General features: G+C 70.5%; 24 protein-coding genes and 1 tRNA gene. 19 read left to right on the top strand and 6 right to left on the bottom strand.

The genetic code is table 11. The features are described from left to right. Positions 1-60: 60 nt before the first annotated feature. Positions 61-936, top strand: coding sequence for a LamG-like jellyroll fold domain-containing protein (locus ACMCNO_RS00545; RefSeq protein WP_412747463.1), 876 nt, complete (start codon positions 61-63; stop codon positions 934-936). Positions 937-970: 34 nt separating this feature from the next. Here the strand turns inward: ACMCNO_RS00545 and dcd are convergent, their stop codons facing one another. Next, positions 971-1,555 carry a dCTP deaminase gene (gene dcd, locus ACMCNO_RS00540; protein ID WP_130509797.1) on the bottom strand — a complete coding sequence of 195 codons (585 nt, stop codon included), beginning with the start codon at positions 1,553-1,555 and terminating at the stop codon, positions 971-973. A 74-nt stretch (positions 1,556-1,629) separates the two neighbouring features. Between dcd and ACMCNO_RS00535 the strand changes: the two genes are divergently transcribed. From ACMCNO_RS00535 to ACMCNO_RS00495, 9 genes are all read left to right on the top strand, one after another. Further along, the gene (locus ACMCNO_RS00535) at positions 1,630-2,139 is read left to right on the top strand and encodes a pyridoxamine 5'-phosphate oxidase family protein (protein ID WP_412747462.1); all 510 of its coding nucleotides are present in this window, start codon (positions 1,630-1,632) and stop codon (positions 2,137-2,139) included. Between the two features lie 47 nt (positions 2,140-2,186). Next, a tRNA-Gly gene (locus ACMCNO_RS00530) sits at positions 2,187-2,260 on the top strand. Between the two features lie 487 nt (positions 2,261-2,747). Beyond that, positions 2,748-4,040 (top strand): GAF domain-containing protein, encoded by a 1,293-nt coding sequence (locus ACMCNO_RS00525; protein ID WP_412747461.1) that lies wholly within the window; start codon positions 2,748-2,750, stop codon positions 4,038-4,040. Between the two features lie 327 nt (positions 4,041-4,367). Further along, the gene (locus tag ACMCNO_RS00520) at positions 4,368-4,793 is read left to right on the top strand and encodes an ATP-binding protein (protein ID WP_412747460.1); all 426 of its coding nucleotides are present in this window, start codon (positions 4,368-4,370) and stop codon (positions 4,791-4,793) included. After that, positions 4,790-5,107, top strand: coding sequence for an STAS domain-containing protein (locus ACMCNO_RS00515; RefSeq protein WP_412747459.1), 318 nt, complete (start codon positions 4,790-4,792; stop codon positions 5,105-5,107). The genes ACMCNO_RS00520 and ACMCNO_RS00515 overlap by 4 nt, the downstream gene beginning before the upstream one ends. 342 nt (positions 5,108-5,449) lie before the next feature. Beyond that, positions 5,450-6,283, top strand: coding sequence for a SigB/SigF/SigG family RNA polymerase sigma factor (locus ACMCNO_RS00510; protein WP_412747458.1), 834 nt, complete (start codon positions 5,450-5,452; stop codon positions 6,281-6,283). A 265-nt stretch (positions 6,284-6,548) separates the two neighbouring features. Then, complete coding sequence (locus tag ACMCNO_RS00505) at positions 6,549-7,751, top strand: PP2C family protein-serine/threonine phosphatase (protein ID WP_412747457.1); 1,203 nt, start codon at positions 6,549-6,551, stop codon at positions 7,749-7,751. Then, positions 7,748-9,313, top strand: a complete 1,566-nt coding sequence (locus tag ACMCNO_RS00500) for a sensor histidine kinase (RefSeq protein WP_412747456.1) — start codon at positions 7,748-7,750, stop codon at positions 9,311-9,313. Before ACMCNO_RS00505 ends, ACMCNO_RS00500 begins: the two co-directional genes overlap by 4 nt. Further along, a complete protein-coding gene (locus ACMCNO_RS00495; protein ID WP_412747455.1) occupies positions 9,310-9,753 on the top strand; it encodes a response regulator in 444 nt (147 codons plus the stop codon). The genes ACMCNO_RS00500 and ACMCNO_RS00495 overlap by 4 nt, the downstream gene beginning before the upstream one ends. Positions 9,754-10,071: 318 nt before the next feature. Here ACMCNO_RS00495 and ACMCNO_RS00490 read toward each other — a convergent pair whose 3' ends face one another. Further along, positions 10,072-10,731, bottom strand: coding sequence for a hypothetical protein (locus ACMCNO_RS00490; RefSeq protein ID WP_412747454.1), 660 nt, complete (start codon positions 10,729-10,731; stop codon positions 10,072-10,074). Between the two features lie 116 nt (positions 10,732-10,847). Here ACMCNO_RS00490 and ACMCNO_RS00485 point away from each other — a divergent pair, with 116 nt between their 5' ends. The 3 genes from ACMCNO_RS00485 to ACMCNO_RS00475 all read left to right on the top strand — a co-directional run bounded on the left by ACMCNO_RS00485 (position 10,848) and on the right by ACMCNO_RS00475 (position 12,542). After that, entirely contained in the window at positions 10,848-11,291 is a 444-nt protein-coding gene (locus tag ACMCNO_RS00485; RefSeq protein WP_412747453.1) for an Hsp20/alpha crystallin family protein, read from the top strand. A gap of 55 nt (positions 11,292-11,346) precedes the next feature. After that, positions 11,347-11,616 (top strand): hypothetical protein, encoded by a 270-nt coding sequence (locus ACMCNO_RS00480; protein ID WP_412747452.1) that lies wholly within the window; start codon positions 11,347-11,349, stop codon positions 11,614-11,616. A gap of 293 nt (positions 11,617-11,909) precedes the next feature. Then, a complete protein-coding gene (locus tag ACMCNO_RS00475) occupies positions 11,910-12,542 on the top strand; it encodes a hypothetical protein (RefSeq protein ID WP_412747451.1) in 633 nt (210 codons plus the stop codon). Positions 12,543-12,645: 103 nt separating this feature from the next. Here the strand turns inward: ACMCNO_RS00475 and ACMCNO_RS00470 are convergent, their stop codons facing one another. Beyond that, a complete protein-coding gene (locus ACMCNO_RS00470) occupies positions 12,646-13,071 on the bottom strand; it encodes a hypothetical protein (RefSeq protein WP_412747450.1) in 426 nt (141 codons plus the stop codon). Positions 13,072-13,173: 102 nt separating this feature from the next. After that, complete coding sequence (locus tag ACMCNO_RS00465) at positions 13,174-13,962, bottom strand: maleylpyruvate isomerase N-terminal domain-containing protein (protein ID WP_412747449.1); 789 nt, start codon at positions 13,960-13,962, stop codon at positions 13,174-13,176. Positions 13,963-14,293: 331 nt separating this feature from the next. On the opposite strand from ACMCNO_RS00465, the gene ACMCNO_RS00460 reads away from it, so the two are divergent. From ACMCNO_RS00460 to ACMCNO_RS00445, 4 genes are all read left to right on the top strand, one after another. Beyond that, positions 14,294-14,674 carry a hypothetical protein gene (locus ACMCNO_RS00460; RefSeq protein WP_412747448.1) on the top strand — a complete coding sequence of 127 codons (381 nt, stop codon included), beginning with the start codon at positions 14,294-14,296 and terminating at the stop codon, positions 14,672-14,674. Between the two features lie 229 nt (positions 14,675-14,903). Next, positions 14,904-15,812 (top strand): patatin-like phospholipase family protein, encoded by a 909-nt coding sequence (locus tag ACMCNO_RS00455; RefSeq protein WP_412747447.1) that lies wholly within the window; start codon positions 14,904-14,906, stop codon positions 15,810-15,812. Between the two features lie 142 nt (positions 15,813-15,954). Continuing rightward, positions 15,955-16,728: a maleylpyruvate isomerase family mycothiol-dependent enzyme gene (locus tag ACMCNO_RS00450; RefSeq protein ID WP_412747446.1), complete on the top strand. Its 774-nt coding sequence runs from the start codon at positions 15,955-15,957 to the stop codon at positions 16,726-16,728. Positions 16,729-16,864: 136 nt separating this feature from the next. Continuing rightward, positions 16,865-17,509, top strand: a complete 645-nt coding sequence (locus ACMCNO_RS00445) for a hypothetical protein (protein WP_412747445.1) — start codon at positions 16,865-16,867, stop codon at positions 17,507-17,509. 68 nt (positions 17,510-17,577) lie between these two features. Here ACMCNO_RS00445 and ACMCNO_RS00440 read toward each other — a convergent pair whose 3' ends face one another. Beyond that, positions 17,578-18,267, bottom strand: coding sequence for a hypothetical protein (locus ACMCNO_RS00440; RefSeq protein WP_412747444.1), 690 nt, complete (start codon positions 18,265-18,267; stop codon positions 17,578-17,580). 181 nt (positions 18,268-18,448) lie between these two features. Between ACMCNO_RS00440 and ACMCNO_RS00435 the strand changes: the two genes are divergently transcribed. Continuing rightward, positions 18,449-18,742 (top strand): YciI family protein, encoded by a 294-nt coding sequence (locus ACMCNO_RS00435; RefSeq protein WP_412747443.1) that lies wholly within the window; start codon positions 18,449-18,451, stop codon positions 18,740-18,742. 117 nt (positions 18,743-18,859) lie between these two features. Here ACMCNO_RS00435 and ACMCNO_RS00430 read toward each other — a convergent pair whose 3' ends face one another. Further along, entirely contained in the window at positions 18,860-19,417 is a 558-nt protein-coding gene (locus tag ACMCNO_RS00430; RefSeq protein ID WP_412747442.1) for a phosphoribosyltransferase, read from the bottom strand. 110 nt (positions 19,418-19,527) lie between these two features. Here ACMCNO_RS00430 and ACMCNO_RS00425 point away from each other — a divergent pair, with 110 nt between their 5' ends. Continuing rightward, positions 19,528-20,655, top strand: a complete 1,128-nt coding sequence (locus tag ACMCNO_RS00425) for a PP2C family protein-serine/threonine phosphatase (RefSeq protein ID WP_412747441.1) — start codon at positions 19,528-19,530, stop codon at positions 20,653-20,655. Positions 20,656-20,660: the final 5 nt, after the last annotated feature.

The raw sequence follows: 20,660 nt of genomic DNA, 5'->3' as shown, positions 1-20,660 counted from the left end.
CTCGGCGCGGTAGCCGGGGGTGCGGGTAGCGCGGGATGGGCGCATCCGGACAATAGGGGAATGCCTGACAACCGACCGCTGAGCCGGCGTATCGGCCCGCTGGGAGCCATCGCCGCCACCGGCATCCTCGCCGCGGGACTACTCGGGGCCGGCCATCTCGCGACGCGCCCCGACCCGGCCCCACGATCGGGGGCGCAGCCCGCGTTCGCCGTGGTGCCGCCGCCCGCACCGGGTGTGCTGCCGCTGTCCGAGTCGGCAGCGCCGTCCGCCCGCAGCGGCGCGGTGCTGGTGGGCATCGAGCCGGTCTCGGTGCGGTACACCTTCGACGCCGGGGCGGGCCACCCCGTCACCGACACGAACGGGGAGCACGAGCTGCGCGTCCTCGGCCAGAACGGCGGCACGCTCTCGCTCGTGCCGCAGGGCCTGGGCCTCGCGGTCGAGTTCCCCGAGCGGTGCCGGCTGTCCCGCGAACGCGACTGCCCGCGGGCCATCCTCGAGGGCGAACGCGACGACGCGCTGAACCCCGGAACCCGCCCGATGCGCTATGGCGCCTCGGTCAACATGGCCCGCGCGGATCTCGCGGACGGTGCGAACGTCCTCCAGAAGGGGTACTCCGTCGGCGGGGTGGGCCAGTTCAAGCTCCAGGTGGACCACGAGCAGGGGCATCCCAGCTGCGTGGTGGTCGGCCAGACGCACATCTACCGCGCGGAGCCCGCCCTCGACGTGGCCGACGGGGCGTGGCACGACCTCGTCTGCGAACGCTCGGCCACCCGCCTGGCCATCATGGTGGACCGCGTCGAGCGCGCCTCGGTGCCGGTCCCGCACACCCTGTCGATCGCCAACGCGGAGCCGCTGCGCGTCGGCGGTAAAGGCCCCAACAAGGGCAATGATCAGTACGCCGGCCAGATCGACAACGTCTTCCTCGACATCCCCTGATCGGGGGTCTGCTTCCCCGCGCCAGGAGCGACCGTCAGGGGCGCGGGGTGGGCCAGGTGCGCCAGTTGTGCGAGCTGCGGCTCGGGGTCGGACCGCGCTGCCCCTGGTAGCGCGAGCCGTACACCGCCGACCCGTACGGGTGCTCGGCCGGCGAGGAGAGCCGGAAGATGCACAGCTGGCCGATCTTCATGCCCGGCCACAGCTTGATGGGCAGATTGGCCACGTTGGACAGCTCCAGCGTGACGTGCCCCGAGAAGCCGGGGTCGATGAAGCCCGCCGTGGAGTGCGTCAGCAGCCCCAGCCGCCCGAGGCTGGACTTGCCTTCGAGGCGCCCGGCCAGCTGGTCGCCCAGCGTGATGACCTCCAGCGTCGAGGCGAGCACGAACTCGCCCGGGTGCAGCACGAACGCCTCGCCGTCGGCCACCTCGACCTGCGCGGTCAGGTCGTCCTGCTGCTCGGCCGGGTCGATGTGCGTGTACAGGTGGTTGTTGAACACCCGGAAGAAGCGGTCCAGCCGCACATCGATGCTGGACGGCTGCATCAGCGCCGGCTCGAAGGGCTCCAGGGCCAGATCGCCCGACTTGATCTCGGAGACCAGGTCACGGTCGGAGAGCAGCATCGCCACACTGTACGGCCTGCCCGAACGAGTACATTCAGTGGCTCCGTCGAACGTATGTTCGATATCATGTTCCCATGGCATCCTGGTCCCAATTCGCCGCCGCCGAGCCCCGGCTCGCCGCCGCCGTCCGCGCGCTCCTGCAGCAGTACGGCCCCGGCCTGGGCTACCTGGCGACGGTCCGCCCCGACGGCGGGCCGCGCCTGCACCCGGTCTCCCCGGTCATCACGGACGAAGGGCTGTACTGCTTCGTCATCGACTCCCCGAAGCGCCACGACCTGGAACGCGACGGCCGCTACGCGCTGCACTCGTATCCGCCGGAGGAGACCGACGACGAGGCGTACCTGTCGGGGGTCGCGGTTCCGGTGCTCGACCCGGTGGTGATCAACCGCCTGGCCGCGGCGCTGCACGCCTCCCCGACGGTGGACTGGCGCCTGTTCGAGCTGATGATCGAGGTCGTCATGATCCGCCGTCACGGCCCCGCGGGCGCCGTGCTGATGCCCACCGCGCCGCGTGCCCGCGCGGTCACCCAGACGTGGCATGACCCGGCGACGGGGTTATCCCGGCCGCTGGCCGGGGTGCGGTGAGGCGGTTGCGCCACGAGTGCCGGGTATCGGGTACAGTGGGGCGGCCCGCGGGTGTAGTTCAATGGCAGAACATCAGCTTCCCAAGCTGACAGTGCGGGTTCGATTCCCGTCACCCGCTCCACGTATCGCCGCAGGACACAGCCCTGTAAACGGCCCCCAATCCATCGATTTCGATGGCGGGGCCGTTTTTTGCTGGGGAACAGGGTTTCCTACCCCTCCGTGGCTCGCTCGGCACGGCGGCGCACGGGTCGCCCCTACACGATGGACCGCGCCGCGGACCCTCCAACAGAACGACAACTACCGGCGCCAGCACACCGGCGCCACCTGAACCTCGCCTCCGGTCCTTCTTCAGCCAGGAGGGGGCCCATTCATTCTGATCCACGTGCGGAACACCCCTCCGGGCAGGCGAGTTCTCTGCCGGCATCCATCCGGTCGGCAGGCCCCTCGGGCCGCAGCGGGCTGCCGCGGCCGCCGCTGGGTGCAATCTCGGATCTTCGCCGGTACGCTCCCCCGGCAGCCTCGCCACTTGCCTGCGCAGCCCGACCGCCGTCACCGGCGGTGAGCCATCGATCATTCCACGTATCCGCAGTCGAGAGGCAGACCACGACATGACGGCGGTATCAGGCCAGCCACCCCCCGTTGCGGATCCGGCGGTCGCCGGGCACGTGGTGGAAGAGGATCAACGGGCACTGTTCGGGCAGTCGACTGCCGTTTTCGCGTCGCTGGCGGGGCCGGCGCACCTGGTGGAGACGGCGAACCCGGCGTTCTTCGCCGCCATCGGCGACCAACGGGCTCGCACCGGGGTCCCGCTCGGGGAGCTGATGCCCGAAACGGCCGATCAAGGCGTGATCGTCGTGCTGGACGAGGTCTACCGCACCGGTGAGCCCTATACCGGCCGTGACGTGCGGTTCGTGCTGGGCAGCGGCCCGCACGCGCGGGAGGCGTTCTTCGACTTCAGCTACGAGCCGCGCCGCGACGCCGGTGGCACCGTGACCGGGATCCGGGTGATCGGCGTGGAGACCACGCAGGTCAAGCAGGCCCAACGGCTGATGGCCGAACACCGTGCCCTGCTGGAGCAGATCGCCCGGCAGGCACCCCTGACCGAGGTGCTCGACGGGATGGCCCGTCGCATCGAGAGTCTCGCACCGCAGGAGGTGCTGGTCTCCGTCCTGCTCGCCGATCCCGACGGCCGGCACCTGCGTCACGGCGCCGCGCCCAGCCTGCCCGACTTCTACAATCAGGCCATCGACGGGATCGCCACCGGTGAAGGCGTCGGCTCCTGCGGCACCGCCGCGCATCGGCGGGAACCGGTCATCGTCACCGACATCACCACCGACCCGTTCTGGAAGGACTTCCGGCAGCTGGCCGGCCGGGCCGGACTGGCCGCCTGCTGGTCCACGCCGATCCTGGCCCGCGACGGCAGCCTGCTGGGCACTTTCGCGATGTACCACCGCACCCCACGGGTCCCGCAGGACGCCGACCTCGCCCTCGCCCGGGTCTTCGCCGGCACCGCCGCCCTCGCCATCGAAAACCACCACAGCGAGCAGGCGCGGCGAGCCGCCGAAGCACAGGCCAAGGCGGCCCATGACGCTCTGGCCAAGGCCGTACGGGCGGAACGGGAACTGCGCGCCGATGCGGAACAACGCGCCGCCACCGCCGCGGAACTCACCGCCCGCATGCGCGCCGCCGCGGCCACGCAGGCCGCCACGCCGCACCCCGAACGTTGCCAGCTCGGGGGCGCCCGCGGGTGCACCGCGCCCGCCGAGATCAAGGTCGCTGATTCGTGGGGCGACGCGGCGTGGGGCTGTCCCGCTCATGTCGAGGAGGCGATCCTCAACGTGCGGTCGGTGTTCATCGCCAGCGAACAACTCGGCGGCTTGGCCGCCTACGTCAACCGCTGACCTGCTCGGCAGGGGTTGCGAGGCCCCGGCCCCGCCTGGTGGGCGGTGCCGCAGCCCGGTGACAGTCGCCGAGGCCGAGGCTTGGCCCTGGAACCGGCCACGATGCTCATGTCGCGAGGGTCAGGTCCTGTCGGTAGATCGGTGGAATGGCACCGCGACTACGTGAGTACCGGCTTCGGGCAGTGCCGATGGCGGGCATCCGTACGCAGCTCCGTGACGTTGCCGACTGCCTGCCCGCGCTGCGAGGTCGCTGGTTGGTACTTGGCCCCATTGGGTATCTTCGCCACACAGTCCGTTGCCCGACCGGAGCCAGGGGACCTGCCGACCATGAGCGAACTGACCGCCCACCTTGATCTACCCCTGGATGTGGAGGCGCCTGCGGCTGCCCGCCGTGCGGTCACTGCCGTGCTCGGCAGCTGGGGATTCCACGACCCGGTGTGGCTCGAGACGGCGGCGATCGTGGTCAGTGAACTGGTCACCAACGCGGTCCGCCACGGCGGCGGCGCGGTCGCGCTCGCGGTCGAGGCCCACGATGAGCGGGTGGTGCTGTGCGTGGCCGACGGCTCGTCGGTGGTGCCGCGGCACCGGGAACCCGGCGGGGACGGCGGGCGCGGCCTGGCCGTCATCGAGGCTCTGGCCGCGCGCTGGGACGTGCGGGACCATCAGGGTGGCAAGCAGGTCCTGGTGCAGCTGGAGCCCTACCCCGGCCCGCTGCCCACCCGATCCGGAAGCGGCAGGGCAGAGACGGCATGAACATCACCAGGCACACCGGCGCTGCCGGCGAGGTCCGGCTGGCGCTGGCCGGTGAGCTGGACCTGGCCACCGTGGACCGACTGCACCAGCACGTCAAGCAGGAGATCATCGCTGACCCGCCGCCGCGCCGGCTGGTGATCGACCTGACCGGGGTCACCTTCTGCGACTCCACCGGGCTGGGTGCGCTGCTCAAAGCCCAAGCCGTGGCCACCGAGAACGGCACCACCTTTCTCGTGATCAACCCGAGCGGGATGACCCGCAGGCTGATGCAGGCGACCGGCCTGCACGACGTGCTGACCTCAGCCCCGAGCTGAGAGCTGCACGCGAGCTCGGCTCAGCGAGCCGAAATCCTCCGCACCGGGTTGTTGCGAGCGTGTGCGTGGGGCGGGCAGGTGGCCGTGGCCGCTGAACGCAAGAAGGTCACCGGTGCTGGCGCTCGTCCCGAGGTTCCCCCTGCCTTGAGATCAAGTGCGACAGCCGCAGGCCGACAGTGGTGGCCCTGACGGTTCTCCCGGCATCTCGGCATTGGCTTTCCGCACCACTCACGGAGCGTGATTTGTGACTCATACTTTCGGCTAGCTCTGAGACGATCATTCGGCTAGGGTCATGTCGCCGAACGGGTATCCGCACTGGCTGACCGACCGGAGGACCGACTGATGACCACGACATCTGTAGCGCAGACCAACCCGCCGTCCGCTACTAACGGTGACAACCTGACCAGCGACCAGGCAACGAGCGTCGCCGGCGACCTGATCAACGCGCTGGCCGCGATGCCCGTCGGTCACCCCTCCCACTCAGCGCTTCGAGAGCAGACCATCGAGGCGTGGCTGCCGCTGGCCCGCCACCTCGCCCACCGCTACGCGGGTCGCGGCGAACCCACCGACGACCTCGTTCAGACCGCGACGATCGGGTTGATCAAGGCTGTCGACAGGTTCGACGCCAGCCGTGGGGTCGACTTCGCCGGCTACGCCATCCCGACCATCGTCGGCGAGATCAAGCGGCACTTCCGCGACCGCACCTGGTCGATCCGGGTACCGCGCCGGCTGCAGGAACTGCGCCTGCAGATCACCGAGGCCAACAGCACCCTGACCCACAGCCTGGGCCGGTCGCCCCAGGTCGCGGACATCGCCACGCACCTCGGCATCACCGAGGAGGAAGTCCTGGAAGGCCTCGAAGGCGCTCGCGCCTACAACGCCACCAGCCTGTCCACCCCGATCGGCGCCGAGGGCACCGCCGAGCTCGGCGACACCCTCAGCGATGACACCAACGAGTACGACAACGTCGATCTGCGCGCCACCCTGGCACCGGCTCTGGCGACGCTTGACGACCGGGAACAGAAGATCATCACGTTGCGTTTCTACGGCAACCTGACCCAGTCCCAGATCGCCGAGCAGGTAGGGATCTCCCAGATGCACGTCTCGCGGCTGCTCACCAAGGCTATCGGCAAGCTCCGGGGGCACCTCGACGCCGACGTGTTTCAACCACACTGAGGATGCCTGCCGCCCGAACCACAGGCGGGAAGGGCGCCACAGCGATTCAGGCCAAGAACAGCGGCCGAGCAGCACGGCGACTCGCCGTGTCAGCAGGCCCCGGGCCCGGGCCCGGTGTTCTGCACCACCGGTGCGGGTGGCCGTCTTGTGCGACTCCCGCTGGCGGTCCATGATCGGCGGACCCCACTCGAAGGAGGCGCGCCATAGACCACCACAGCCGCGCCGGTGCCATCGCACCGTACCGCTCCCTCGGTGGATTGACGCGGTGACCGACCGGTTCGCCGGCCCGCGCTCGTCACCGACCGCGGTGGACCGGTCTGAGCGGCTACGCGTCCTTCTGGTCGAGGACGACGACGGCGACGCATACCTCGTCCGGGAGCTGCTCGCCGAGACGGACATCGCGTTCGACCTGCTGGTGGCCACCACGCTGAGCGAGGCCAGCGCGCTGATGGACGGCGTGCACTGCGTCCTGCTCGACCTCGGGCTGCCCGACGCCGAGGGCCTCGATGGGCTGCGCCGGCTGCTCCTGGTCGCCGGCCCAGCGGCGGTTTGTGTGCTCACCGGCCGCACCGACGAGCACCTCGGGGTCGCCGCGGTCGCTGAGGGTGCGCAGGACTACCTGGTCAAGGGCCAGGTCGACGGGGTGCTGCTGAGCCGGGCGCTGCGGTACGCGGTCGAGCGCAAGCGCGCCGACGAGAACTCCCAGCGGCTGCGCGAGATGGAACTGCTTCAAGCCGAGTCCGCCCGGCTGGAGCGCGGCCTGCTGCCGCAGCCGCTGATGGAAACCACCGAGGTCGCGGTGCACACGTTCTACCGGCCAGGGCGGGCACTCGGCCTGCTCGGCGGCGACTTCTTCGACGTCGTCCAGATCGGCGCGGACCGGCTGCACCTGATCGTGGGCGACGTCTGCGGACACGGCGTCGACGAGGCCGCGCTGGGCGTGGAGCTGCGCGTCGCGTGGCGGGCGCTGGTCCTGGCCGGGGTGCCTGACGAGGAGATCCTCGGCGCGCTGGAACAGGTCCTGATGAGCGAGCGTCGCGCCCGGGAGATCTTCGCGACCGTCGCGTCCGTAGTTCTCGACCTCGGCCGCGACCGGGCCACCGTCCGCCTCGCCGGGCATCCGCCGCCGGTGCTGCTGCGCGCCGGTCGGGCCGAGCCGGTCGCGGCACGCCGCGGCATCATGCTGGGGGTCTGCCCCACCCCCACCCCGGCCACCGAACTGGACTTCTCGGGCGCCGACTGGTCGCTGCTGATGTACACCGACGGCCTCATCGACGGACACGCCGGCGCCGGCCCCGAGCGGCTCGACGTGCCCGGCCTGTGCACGCTGCTGGACGAGCCGGCCGGCCACGGGATCGCCGTGCCCGACCTCCCGGGATGGCTGGTCGGCCGCGCCGAACAGGCCAACGGCGGGCCACTCGCGGACGACGTGGCCATGCTGCTCATCTCACGAGGCGGTGGCCGATGACCTGGGTCCGGACGTGGACGATTCGCCGCCGGCTGATCGTGCTGTGCGTCACCGTGGGCCTCGTGCTGACCACGCTGGGCGTCCTAGCCCTGGTCACCGCCGCTCGCGCCAACCAGCAGATCGACGGGCTGGTCCACCGCACCGGCCCGATGCGCACCGCGGCGGAGAGCCTGTACACGGCGCTGGTCGACCAGGAGACGGCCGTGCGCGGCTTCGCGATCAGCGGCCGGGACAGCAGCCTCGCGCCGTACATCGAGGGGCAGGTGACCGAGCAGCAGAGTTTCCGGCAGATCGAAGCGGCGTCCGGCGCCGACCCGGCGATCCGGGACGCGATGCGCGACGTCCAGCGACGCGCCGACGCCTGGCGGGCCGAGGTCGCCGAACCAGTCATCGCCGCAGTCCGCCGCGATGGGCCCGGCTCCGTCGAGATCATGCGGCTGGCCGCGGACACGACCGCGTTCGATCCGGTCCGGGCCGCCGTCACGCAGCTTCAGCACCGCATCGCCACAGTACGTGATCAGAAGGTCGCCGCCGCCCAGGAGATCGGCAGCACGCTCCTGGTCCTGGAAACCGTCGGGGCCGGGGTGGTCCTGCTGGCCGGCGCGCTGTTGCTGTTCCTGCTGGACCGTATGGTCACCCGCCCGATCGTCGAGCTGGCCACCCAGGTACGGGAGGTGGCTGCGGGCAACTACGAGCGGCGTATCACCAGTGGTGGCGCGCCGGAGCTGGTCGCGCTGGCCGCGGACGTGGACGCGATGCGCCGCCAGATCGCTTCGGAGCTGGCCGAGGTACGCGAGGCGCGGGGGCAGGTCGAGTGGGTCAACGACCAGCTCAAACAGCAGGCCGATGAGCTGACCCGGTCCAATCGCGACCTGGAGCAGTTCGCGTATGTCGCCTCGCATGACCTGCAGGAGCCGCTGCGCAAGGTGGCCAGCTTCTGTCAGCTGCTGCAGCGCCGGTACTCGGGCCAGCTCGACGAGCGCGCTGACCAGTACATCGCGTTCGCGGTGGATGGTGCGCAGCGCATGCAGCAGCTCATCAACGACCTGCTGGCGTTCTCCCGGATCGGGCGGTTGACCGCCGGGTTCGCCGAGGTCGACCTGAACCACGTGATGGAGCAGGTGTCCGCCCAGCTGGAGTCGCGGGGCGGCACGATCGAGTGGTCCGAGCTGCCTCCGGTCGAGGGGGAAGAGCCGCTGCTCACCACGCTGTTGGTCAACCTGATCGGCAACGCGTTGAAGTTTCGCCGCCCCGGCGTTCCCCCGGTGGTGCGGGTCAGCGCCGAACAGGGCGAGCGGGAATGGCGGATCAACATCCGGGACAACGGCATCGGCATCGAGGCGGAGTTCGCCGACAAGGTGTTCGTGATCTTCCAACGGCTGCATGCCAGGGATGCCTACGAGGGCACCGGCATCGGGCTGGCGATTGTCAAGAAGATCGTCGAATACCATGGCGGCCGGATCTGGCTGGACCTCGACGTACACGAGGGCACCTCGATCTGGTTCACCCTGCCGATGCCGGCTGAGGTGCCCACGGAACCGGCGAAGGAGAGATCCACATGACCCGGCAGGAAGGCTCCCTCATCGAGGTGCTGCTCGTCGAGGACGACCCGGGCGACGTGCTGATGACCCAGGAGGCGTTCGATGAGCACAAGGTCCGCAACCGGCTCACCGTCGTCCCCGACGGCGCCGAAGCCCTCGCCTACCTGCGCCGAGAGGACGAGTACGCGGATGCCGTCCGACCCGACCTGATCCTGCTCGACCTGAACCTGCCCCGCCGCGACGGACGGGAGGTGCTGGCCGAGATCAAGAAAGACCCCGACCTGGGCAGGATCCCGGTCGTGGTGCTGACCACCTCGGCCGCGGACGAGGACATTCTGCGCAGCTACCAGCTGCACGCCAACGCGTACGTGACCAAGCCGGTCGACTTCGAACAGTTCATCGCCGTGATCCGCCAGATCGACGAATTCTTCGTCAGCATCGTGAAGCTTCCGCCCCGCTGAGCGGACTTGGCCGGCTGTGGGGAGACGGCACCGGGCCGTCCTGGGCCCTGACTGTCCGAACCTGAACCGGCTCCCTGGAAAACGCAGCGCCGCGACCAGTCCGGCGAGTTCCTGAGCGGCTTGGTCGGTGACGTCAGCAGCCCGCCGAGCAGGACGCCACCGGTGGTACCGAGGGCGGACATCGCGCTGTAGACGGCCATCGCCTTGTTGCGCGGCGTGCCCGCCGGGAACGTGCTGGCAATCAGCGCGAGCGTGTTCGGCGCGACCAGCGCCGCCTGCGACATGGCGAACTGCGCCACGGTGACCCACTGCCGGTGCTCATCGGGTCGGGTCGGTCCGGCTGGTCTGTCCTGGGTCGGGGCCACGGCGGTGTTCGCGTCGTTGTTGGGTGTCGTGGCGAATCTGGTTGGCGTTCTGCGAGACGGTGGTGACCTGGTCGGCGAGGCCGGCGTGCTGGGTTTGCAGGTGTTCGTGGACGGCGGCGAGCAGGGGAAGCAGGGCGGCGGGGTCGGCGGCGCCGAGGGCGTGGTGCAGCCGGTCGAGGCTGGGTTGGGCGTCGGGTCCCAGGTCGGTCAGGGCGGTGATCTGGCCGGCGAGTTGGCGAAGGTCGGCGCTGTTGGCGCGGGCCCAGTCGGTGATGGCGCGGGTGCCGGCGCGGCGGTCGCGTTCGGCGGTGACGCGCTGGTCGGCGGTCGCGCCGGTGTCGTCGTGGTCGGTGCGGCGGATCCGGAGGTAGCGGCGTTCGGCGGCCTGGCGGCTGGCCACGCCCATGGCGGGGGCCAGTTCGGCCCAGCTGGTGCCGGCTGCGCGGGCGGCGGCGATGAGTTGGGGTTCCCAGGCGTCGAGCCGGTCCCGCAGGTGCCGCAGGGTGATCAGCGCGGCCAGCGCCGCTTCCCGGGTCGGGAGTTCGGGTGCGCTGGTGGCGGCCAGGATCCGCGCGAGGGCGGCCTGATTGTCGGGACCATCGGGTTCACTCATCGCCACTCCGTCATCTTTTCGATGACAACCTGGTTGTCATCGTTCCGATGGCATGATACAACGGGTGGTGAGCGCATTGGCACCCTGTAGTCGACAGAGCAATCGGAGGTGGATCGATGTTGATGCGCACCGACCCGTTCCAGGAAATGGACCGGCTGACCCGGCAGTTGTTCGGTGAACCCCAGCCCGGCACCTGGTCCCGGCCCGTCGCGATGCCGCTGGACGCCTACCGCGCCGGCGACGAGTACATCGTCGCGTTCGACCTGCCCGGGGTGGCCCCGGAGAGCATCGACGTGGACATCGAACGCAACGTGCTGACCGTCAAGGCCGAACGGCGCCCACTCGATCTGGGCGATGACGCGCAGATGCAGGCCTCCGAACGGCCCCTCGGGGTGTTCTCCCGACAGCTGATCCTGTCCGACGTGCTCGACAGCGAACGGATCCGGGCCGGCTACGACAACGGCGTGCTGGTCCTGCGGATCCCGGTGACCGAGAGGGCCAGGCCGCGCAAGGTCACCGTCGCGGTCAACGCTGACGAGCCCACCGCGATCAACGCCTGAACCGGCTCCCGTCTACCCGGCTCCTCGGGAAGAACCCCTGGAAAGGGCGATGGCCGTGGACTGCGCAGTGATCGGCATCCCGCCGGGCGCCACACCGGTCGAGGACGCCTTCATCGACCTGGTGTGCGCCGACGACGACCTGGTGCGTGGCGAGTTCGACGCGCTGATCGCCGCGTCCTGGCCTACCCCGCCAGCCGTGCCACCGGTGCCGCCGCGGCCCGTGCCCTGGCCGTCCGGCCTCGTTCGCCTCCTCGGCGAGGCCGCGCGCCGGCTGATGGGCCACGTGCCGGACACCGAACGGCGCCGTCAACGCGCCCCACCGTGAACCCGGCGACGGCGGCCGTGACCGCGCCAGCGCCAGGACCTGACACGCCAGCGGCAGGACCAGAAAGGGCAGGTGATCGCCTCTGAATCAGACATGACAGGTTGCATCAGAGAGCAAGAGTCATCATCCACTCCATATGTACCGCCTGACGGAGCCCGCGGCGCTGTGGTTCACGGCGCCGCGGGCTCCCTTCATCATGAGTCAACTCAGTCCGGGCGGCCGGTGCCCTCAGCTTCGAGCGGTTTCTGCCGATGTAGCGGCCCGTGACTGCGAGATACCCGTCGGCCCGGGTGGTGACCGCGCTCGTCGGTATCGCGGCGGTCCTGGTCGCGTTGTCCGTCATGGCGAACCGATTCGCCGCTGGGAGGCGGTATGACGCCGCCGGGGTCACCGACGGCGGCGATGCGCGCGAGGGCCCCGGTGTGCAGCTGACCCCCCGACGCGTTCCACCTCCTCAGATCACCCTCGACCCAGGCGCGGTCCGCGTCCTCGAGCAGTTCGTCGCCGCGCAGAAACCCTTTGTTGATGCGGTTCCCCTTGGCAGCGTCCAGACCCTCAGGGACGACTTCGGCCTCTCGGCATGGCTCCAAGCCGACCACGCGGGAAACGGCGCCCACGTGGCGTCGTACATCGTCCGGATCAAGAACGTCGGGACCACGCCGATCGATTGTTCATTCTTGACCCGCAATGCAGCGTTGGTCACCGGCGGGGACACATGGCATCCACACGAGGTACGAACCCTCACGACCTGGAGTGCTCCACCGTCCGCACTCGCGCCGGGCGCCGAGTCCCGCCTCGTTCTCACCTTCAAGATCCCAGTCTCCACCGACAGGCACGGCGACCCTGTGCCGCTGTGGGCCGATCCCCTTCGCGGCGTACTCTCCGTGCGCATCGCGCCGGACCACCACGCGAAATGGTTCCTCTGACGCCCTGATCCAGTCGGATGCCCGGGCAGCTGTCAATCCAGGGCCGGTGAGCGAGGCTGATGCCGTCGGCCAGCGAATCCGGCTCCGCGTGGCGTATGCCACCTCACCAATGACGGATCGGCAAGGCGGCACCGTCGCTGCTTCGTACCACCGCCCTGCTCCCCAGCGGTGCGACCAGCTGAAAGTCGACCCAGGCCAGGTTGTCGACGGTGCCCACACCCGCGCACGGCCCAGTGGGATCCTCACGGCTCACGACCGCCCCCACTGTCACCTCCGTCGGCGTCTCCGTGGCCTCGACCTCGAACTGCCCCACGCAGTAGCCCTCTTTGGTCCAGGGCACCCCCACCAGCACCGCGAGAGGGTCACCGGGCGGGTTCAAGAGGGTGACGACCTGTGGCTCAAGCCGTGTTTCGGTCACCGCCAGGCGCGCCAGTGGTCCGATGCCCTGCAAGCCCGCCGCCCCGGCGCCGACCGCGGCACAGGCCAGCGTGGTGGCGGCCACGACGAGCCGACGGCGGGTAACGCTCACGGGCACCCCTCCCCAGCGACGGTGCGTGACCGTAGCAACCGCTGAGCTGCGACGACAACCCCGTGATGGCCAGGGTGTGGCGTACGCCAGACTCGAACCCCGTTACGCGCCGGGGTCCCAGGCGACGATCTGGTCGAAGATGCGGCGGTCGCCCTCCAGCTTCAGGGAGTTCAGAGGGATGCGGCCGTAGAAGGCCAGGACCAGGTCATTGGCCGTGCCCCAGGCGGAGGCGTCGGCCGGGTCCGGGTCCTCGCTGGCCGCGGACGTGTGGAGGCGGGTGACCCGTGCGCCGTCGCGGTCAAGCCGAACACGCAGGGAACGGCCCTCGCTGGCGTGGTAATCGATGACGGCGGGTTCGTGCGGCCAGGCGACGTCCGTTGCGCAGCAGGTGAACTGGAACTCTTCGACACCGTCGAGGGCGACGTCGTCCGGTAGCGGCTGCGGGGCGCCCAGGGTGAGTTGGGCGTCGTAGGTGTGCACCGCGACCTCCTGAACCTGGTGCCGGGCGACGGCGCCGGAGGTCTGCGGCGACTGCGAGTCCCCCCACCACGTCCAACAACCGCGATCCGGGCCGGCCTCGTGCAGCGTGCTCGCCAGTTGCTCGATGGAATCGGTCAACCAGGCCACGAGAGCTTCGCGATCGCGAGGCGCACCCTTGCCGTCGTCCCATGCCGAGGTGGCCGGGGGTGCGTCGGCAGGCCCTGCGGCGACGATGGCGGCCGCTTTGCGGCGACCCATGCCCAGGTGCTGCGCCAGATCGAAGAGAGTCCACCCGGGGCAGGTCGGCACCGGCACGTCGAGGCTGGGTGCGGAAGCGACCGCGGCGCGAAAGGCGGCCGATCGTTCGTCGATCATGCGCAGCAGCTCGGGGAAGTTGAGAATCGTCTCCACCGGGGCTGTCTACCATGATGCCCCGCCGACCGGACGGCAATTTCGGGTACCTGACGCCGCAAGATCGCGGCCCTTCTTGATCTGCGCGCTGAACGCGTCGGCGATGGCTCGTCGGCGCTCCTGGGCGGTGCACGCTCACGGTAGTGTGGCGAACCATGTCGAGCAGCGGGGAGGCGCGGCTGTGTCGAGGTCGACAGACGACCAGATATCCGACGCCATAACCGCCATCAGGGATGAGTCCCGGCGGTGGTCAGCCCTGGTGCAAGCCCGAGCGGCAACGTCCCGGGTGGCAGTCAGGCGGACCTGTCTGCTGGTCACGGCACTGTCCACAGTGCTCCTCGTCTGCGCGGTAGCCGCCAGTGCCATGACGGCCAGGCTGGCGGTCAGCGGCACACTGGTCGCCGTACCCATCTTCGTAGCCGTCCTGGGACTGAGCGGTTCGCTGTCGCTGTACGTCGTCGGCGCCGCGGTGGCGTACCGATCCGTCGCGAGCGGTCAGGCGCCGCCGGCACGCATGCGGATCATGCTTGCCGTCACCATGACCGGCCAGACGTTGTCCATGGGCACCGCACTGGCCACAGCTCTGGCCGGTGTTCTGGTCGCCCTCAACGGGTCGCCGTCTGCTGCTGTCCTGGCCGCGGGCGTTGCCGTCGGCGTCGCTGTCCTCGGACGGAAGATCGCAACCATCATCCAGCAGGCAGCAACGCCGTAGGGTCACCTGCCGAGCAGGTCCGGCGCCACGACTGCCGTGGCATGGGGAAATGGATGGGTGGGGCCGCATCGAGCTGGTAGCTTGCAGTCGACCGTGACACCACCCGAGGAGGTGAGACCCATGAACGTCGTATCGATGTGGGTGCTCCCCCTGCCCGTCACGGTCGGGTGATTGACGGAGGTATCGCCGGGAGCGCCTAGACAATCAGGCACTCCTGAAAGGCGACACCATGGTTCACAACGTTGCTCTGGTGCTCGGTGCCGGTGGTTCCGCCGGACAAGCGTGGCAGATCGGCGTCATCGCAGGCCTGGCCGAAGCCGGTCTCGACCTGGCGGAAGCCGCCGATCTGGTGATCGGCACCTCGTCCGGCTCCACCACGGCGGCGCAGGTGCGCAGCGGGATACCAGCGGCCGAACTGCTGGCCTCGGTCCTCTCCGCGCCGGTTCAACCGGTCGGACAGCACCGGGAACGGCAACCGTCCCCGCCGATGGACACGGTGTTCGAGCGGATGCGGGCCATCGGTGCCGCCGCCACTTCGGCCGCCGATCTGCAACGGGCGATGGGCGCGTTCGGGTTGGAGAGCGACTCCCGACTCGGACCTGCGGCGGCGCGACAGCGGCGGGCACTGGTCGCCGCCCGGTTGCCCCGCCATGAATGGCCGGACCGGCCGATGATCGTGGTGGCCCTCAACGCGCACACCGGCGAGTTGGTCGCGTTCGACCGCGATTCCGGCGTCGACCTGGTGGATGCGGTGACCGCGGCCATCGCACTGCCCGGTGGTGCCCCCACGCACAACATCAACGGCACCCGCTACATCAACGGCGGCGTGCGCTCCGCCGACAACGCCGACCTCGCCTCGGGCTATGCGAACGTCGTGGTGCTGTCGCCGTTCAGCGAACGGCGCGGGCCACTGCCGGAGGGCCAGTTCGAGGGCCTGCGCAGATTTCCGGGCGCGGACCTGGCAAGCCAGGTCGAGGCCCTGCGCCAGCAGGGCAGCCACGTCGAGGTGATCACACCGGACGCCGATTCCCGAGCCGCAATGGGTACGAACCAGATGGACCCGGCGACCCGCATCCCGGCCGCCCGTGCCGGCTTCGCCCAGGGCAAGCAGGAGGCGGCCCGCGTGACACTCCGCTGACGGTGACCCGCCGCCCGCTGATCTGACCTGCGCGGTCGCGGCGCCCGGCCGGCCATCCGGACGCCGTGACCGCAGGCTCAGGTCGAGGCGGGATCATTGACGGCGATTAGTTGCCCCGTCGCCCCGAGGATGTGCGATATCCGTGCTTGATTTCGACCGGTACTTCCTGGAGCTCGAAGCCGAAACCGCGAGCTTGGCCAGGTTGGCGCGCGACGCGGACGGTCAGCGTCCGATCCCGACCTGTCCTGACTGGACATTGGAGCAGTTGGTGGGGCACGTCGGCCGCGGGCACCGGTGGGCGGCCGAGATCATCCGCCAGCGCCTGCTGGAGCCGATCCCCATGCAGGAGGTGGACGTGCCTGCGGATCCGGATGAGCGAAGCGATTGGTTGATGGCGGGCGCTCGGATGCTCGCCGACGCGGTACGGGTCGTGGGACCGGAGCAGCCCGTGTGGACGTGGCAGAAGGACCGGTCGGCGGGCTTCTGGCTCCGGAGGTTGCTGCACGACGAGGTGGTGCATCGCTTCGACGCCGAACTGGCCCTCGGCATCAAGGGTGACCTGGCTGCGGATCTTGCGGCTGACGGCGTGTCCGACCTGCTGGAGACTGCCGCGACCCTGTCCAGGCCGGACATCGGTGTCTCCAGCGCCTTCGTCAACCTGGCCGGTGCCGGTGAGTCACTGCAGTTTGCCGCCACCGACGCCGATCTCGGGTCGAACCGCGAGTGGTCGGTCGTTCGCAGCCCGGCCGGTGTCACCTGGCGCAACGGCCGCGGCCGGGCGGACGTCGAGGTACGTGGGCCCGCCCTCCACCTGTTGCTCCTGCTCAATCGCCGCCTGTCGGTGGAAACGGCGGACGTTGAGATCATCGGCGACCAGGAGCTCTTCGCGCAGTGGTGGTCCAACAGCACCTTCTGATCGCCGGGCCAGAGGCCACAGCTCGTGACACCGGGACACGCCCGCGGGGCGGACCGTCGACGGCGGAACTATGGAAAAGTGGCCTATACCGCCGCAAGTGCGTATCGGTAGATCGATCGCATGGGAGTCAACGGCTATGACCGCCATCGACGAACCCGCCCTGGACGAGCGGATGATGCAGGCCACGATCGGCGCACTCGAGCTGTTCGGGATCTACCTGGGCAGCCGGCTGGGCCTCTACGACGCGCTGCGCGGGCGGGACGGCAGCACGTACGGCGAACTGGCCGAGGCCGCCGGCATCGCCCCCCGGTACGCGCGGGAATGGCTGGAGCAGCAGGCGGTCGCCGGGATCCTCGGCGTGGACGACGTCACCGCCGAGGCGCAGTCGCGCCGATACCGGCTGCCCGAGGCGCACGTCGGGGTCCTCACGGCGCCGGTAGCCCCGGATCATCTCGCGCCGCTGGCCCGCATGGTGGTCGGCATCGCCTCCGTACTGGACGAGGTGGTGGACGCCTACCGCGCCGGGACCGGCGTGCCGTACGCCCGCTACGGCGCCGACTTCCGCATCGGGCAGGGCGGCATCAACCGGCCCGCGTTCGCCTCGGCGCTGGTGCAGGAGTGGCTGCCCGCGCTCGGCCCGGCTGCGCAGCGGGTGTCCGGCGGTGGACGGCTCGCCGACCTCGGCTGCGGGCAGGGGTGGTCGACCCTGGCGGTCGCGCAGGCGTATCCGCGGGCCGAGGAGCGCCCGGACCCGCCGTGGATCTGGGTACCGCAGGGCTGACCCGCGAGGCCGTCGTCCACGCCGGGCGAGTCGGAGGACCGGGCAGGCCGCCCGGCCCTCCGAAGGGCTCACGCCAGAACGCGTACCGTTCCCGAGTAGACGATGATCGACCAGGTGCAGTCCGAATACGTGTCGATGTCGAAGTATCCGCCGCGCGCCCCCTGGTGCCCGTTCAGGGTCAGGGTCCCGGCCGCCTTCGCGGAGCTCACCGATTCGAACCCGAACGAGTCGCCGTTCCAGCGCAGATACATGTACCCCCCGGCCGGGCACCGGTAGGTGACCACGGCCCGGTAGTCGACGGTGGGGAGGAACGTGCGCGGGCCCTGCCAGGAGCTGTCCGTCCCGGTGTAGGTCACGATGGGCCGGGGGACGGGGTGCAGCACGGCAACGGCGTCGAGGCGGGCCGCGGCGGCCCGGGTGGCCGTGCCCCGGTACACGGCGCGCCACGTGCCGGAGTACCGGGCCGTGGTCCGCGTGCTGAAGTACCCCTTGTCGTCCGAGTTGGCGAATCCGGTGAGCACCCAGGTGGTCGCGGTGGAGCGCCGGAAGTAGAAGTAGATCCGCGACCGGTTGCCGGTCGCGCCCAGCCACACCCGTCCGGAGAGGGTCAGGGCCTTGCCCTGGTCCGCGGGCTCCGGTGCCGCGTTGAAGGTCATCTGTACGGGTGCCGGTGCGGCCAGCGCGGCCGGACCGGTCATGCCGATCAATGAGGCGGCCGCCGCCGCGGCACTGAACCAGCGGATGATGTTCCGGTACATCGTGACGATGCCTTTCGGGTCGGCGGGGAGGTCATCCCAGCCAACGCGGCGCTGCCGGCGATCGACGCCCCGAATTATCCGATTACGCCGGAAACCACCGTTTCAGGATCGGCCATCCGGTGCTCGCCGCTCGTACGATGGCCATCGTCCGTCACCGGTGAGAGGAACCACCGTGTATCTGATGATCTCCACCTATCTCGCGCCGCTCGACGAGATCGACCAGGCCCGCGCCGACCACCTGGCTTTCCTCGGCGAGCTGAGCGAGGCGGGCGTGCTGGTCTCGGCCGGGCGGCAGGACCCGCCGGACGGCGGCGTCGTGCTGCTGGACGCGGCGACCGCCCAGCAGGCCCGGGACCTGATGGCGGACGATCCGTACGTGCGGCGCGGGCTGGCCCGCTACGAGCCCGTCGGCTGGCGGCCGACCGTCGGGGTGCTCGCCGACTGGACGAGCGGTCAGGCCACCCCGCGCGACTAGGCTGCTCCCCGGCGATCCCGTCGTTTGTGGATCATCGTCAAGCTGATCTGCCGGACGCGGCCCGGCGGCGAGGACACCCACAGGCCCCTGCGTGGTGGCGCCCCAGCCGAGCGCTGCTCAGACGGGCGCATCCAGCTCGGCGCCGGTCAGGAGGCCGCGCAGGTTCAGTTCGGCCGCCGTGGCGGGGTCGCACTCCTCGACGATCACCGCCGTACCGATGACCGCCGCGCCGCAGGCCGCGGCGAGCGCGTGCACGGCCCGGGCCTGAGCGCCCGTGGCGACCCAGTCGTCCACGACGAGGACCCGGTCGGCCGGACCGAGCAGGCGGGTGCGCAGACCGAGCCGCTGCCGCGCGCCGCGGTGGTCGGAGGGCACGTCGGCCCAGGTCATCGGCTCGGCGATGGGCAGCCGCACCCCCTCCCGGTACGCCTCGACGAAGCCGGCGCCCGCGGCCCGTGCCACCAGCGGCCCGACCAGGAAGCCGGTGATCTCCGGGGCGATCACCACCGTGGGCGCCGAGCCGGGGAACAGCCCGGCGAGCGCGGGGCCGAGCCCGTCCAGGATCGTGGGATCGCGCCACCAGCCGGACCGGTCGCTCACCAGATACCCGCTGTCCGGGCCCGGGTCGGTCCACCGGAACGCGGCACGCAGCTGATCACGCAGGTCGCTCGGCACGCGGACATCCTGTCACCGCCGCGTGCGCCGCGCCCGTCAACCGGCATCCGCCCGCGCAACGTGCGCAGACTCCGCGTCCAAGGTGATGCAGTCGCTCGCGTCGATCAGGCATGCTGTTCGGCGAAGCCATGCCTATTCTCCCGGCGGGCAGACGCTCGCTCAGCCCAGGATCCCGCGCCGGACTCGGCGCGGCCCTCGTGCTGCTTGCCGTCGTGTCGGCGGTGGAGCTCGCGGACGGCCGCGAGGTGAACTTCGTCGGCCTGCTGGCGGCGGTGCCGTTCCTGGCCGCGGTGTTCGCCTCCTGGCAGACCGTCCTCGGGGCGGGCGCGCTGGCCGCGCTTGTCGGCACGGGGTTCGCCGGGTCGCACGGCCGGTTCGACATGGTCGGCATGGTCAACGTGCTCGGGGTGATGCTGGCGACCGGCATCGCGGCGACCGTGGCCACCATCCGGCAGCGCCAGGCCGACCGGATCGCGGAGCTGGTCCGGCTGGCGGCCGTGGCCCAGCAGGCGGTGCTGCGCCCGATCGGCCCGCAGGTCGGCTCGCTGGCGGTGGCGGGCCGCTACATCTCGGCGTCGGCCGCCGCCGACATCGGCGGGGACCTCTACGAGGCCCTGGACACCCCGTACGGAGTGCGGATCATCATCGGCGACGTCCGGGGCAAGGGCCTCGACGCCGTGCGCCTGGCCAGCATCGTCCTCGGCTCGTACCGGCATGTGGCGTACGAGCGGGCGGATCTGCGCGCAATCGTCGCGGACCTGGACCGGGCGGTGGCCCGCAGCGTCGGCGACGAGGACTTCGTCACCGCCGCGCTGGTCGAGGAGCGGGGCGGAACGCTGACGATCGTCAACTGTGGACACCCGGCCCCGCTGCTGTTGCGCCGGGGCGAGGTGATCGCCCTGGAGCCGCCGGCGCCCGCGCCGCCGCTGGGTTTCATGCCGGTGGCCCGGCCCCGCGTGGAGCGGCTGGAGCCGGGCGACCGGTTGCTGCTGTTCACGGACGGTTTGGGCGAGGCGCGCCGGGAGGGTGAGTTCTTCCCGACCGCGGACCGTGCCTGGCGGCTGCTGGGTCACGGCACCGTAGGTGACGGGCTTGCCTCGCTGGAAACCGCTCTCGTGGACTGGGTCCACGGCCGGTTGGACGATGACATCGCCCTGGTCCTGCTGGAGTATTCCGGCCGCGACGGCGGCGCCTCCGTACCCATGCCGAGCTGGGAGGTCGGCGCCGCCGGCAGCTGAGTGAT

This window comes from Krasilnikovia sp. M28-CT-15 (assembly GCF_047159595.1).
Classification (GTDB): Bacteria; Actinomycetota; Actinomycetes; order Mycobacteriales; family Micromonosporaceae; genus Actinoplanes.
The sequence above is the reverse complement of the archived record's forward strand: the minus strand, read 5'-3'. Positions and strand labels throughout refer to the sequence as shown.